Here is a 1,125-nt window from a genome sequence, read left to right on the forward strand (position 1 = left end):
CTTCACCACTCCGCTGGAACTGCTGGTCGCGGTCGTGCTGTCCGCGCAGACCACCGACGTCCGGGTGAACCTGGTCACGCCCGCGCTGTTCAAGCTCTTAGCCCACTGACTAAAGAAAGCTTTCAAATCAACGTCTTTCTCATCTTTAGCTGCTGTCAGTGCCGCTGTAATTCCTCCTTGGTCAGCAATATTTTCTGACACAATGAGTTTTCCGTTTGCTGGACCAGCTTCGGTTTCTACGCCGTCAAAGAGTGCAATCATTTCTTTTTGCTTTTCTTCAAAAGCTTCATAATCTTCATCTAACCACCATTTGTTCAAATTTCCTTCTTTATCGAATTGGGCACCGTTGTTATCAAAAGCGTGAGAAATTTCGTGAGCAATAACTGTGCCGATTCTACCGTAATTTTGTGATGAAGATTGTTCAAGAGAGTAAAAAGGAGCTTGCAAAATTGCTGCTGGAAAAACAATTGTATTACTATCAGGACTATAATAAGCATTGACCATATGAGCAGGCATATGCCAGCTTGTTTTATCAACATCTTCTGAGAATTTTTCAAAAGTTCGAGCAGTCAAAATTTCATCGAATTTAAGGGCATCTTCATAGAGAGAGCCAGAAGTTGTTTTTAAACGACTATAAATTTCAGGCAATTTATCTGGGAAACCAATGAAAGGAGTAATAGCATCCAATTTTTCAATGGCTTTTTCAGCTGTTTCTTGACTGAGCCACTCATTTTTAGACAAACGCGCTTGGTAAACTTTAATCATTGCAGTGACCATCCGTTTGACATCGGCCTTACCAGCTTCACCAAAATATTTTTTACCATAGAATAAACCAATCACTTGGCTAAAATAAGACTCAGTCAAATCAAGTTGATGTTTTTCTTGACTTCTTGCTTCTTGAACATTTGAAAGGAAACGTCCATAAGCTCCACCAAGAATTCTAAGGTCTTCATTGAAGAAAGAAGTAGCGCCACGTGCAATTTTTGTCAGCATCCAAGCTTTAATGAGTGACCAATTTTCTTCATTGATAAGTGAATCAAATGATTCATAAAAACGATCTTCGTAAACAATGACTTTATCAGGTTCAGTTTTTACTAAATCTTTAATTAAAGATTTTAAATCCAG

At 38.8% G+C, this 1,125-nt stretch carries 1 pseudogene; it reads right to left on the minus strand.

Annotated features, from left to right (window positions below):
* Positions 1-1,125: pseudogene (gene pepO, locus AB0N03_RS52475) on the minus strand (endopeptidase PepO); the annotation flags it as partial.

This window comes from Amycolatopsis sp. NPDC051061, assembly GCF_040682935.1.
In the GTDB taxonomy this organism is placed as follows: Bacteria; Actinomycetota; Actinomycetes; order Mycobacteriales; family Pseudonocardiaceae; genus Amycolatopsis.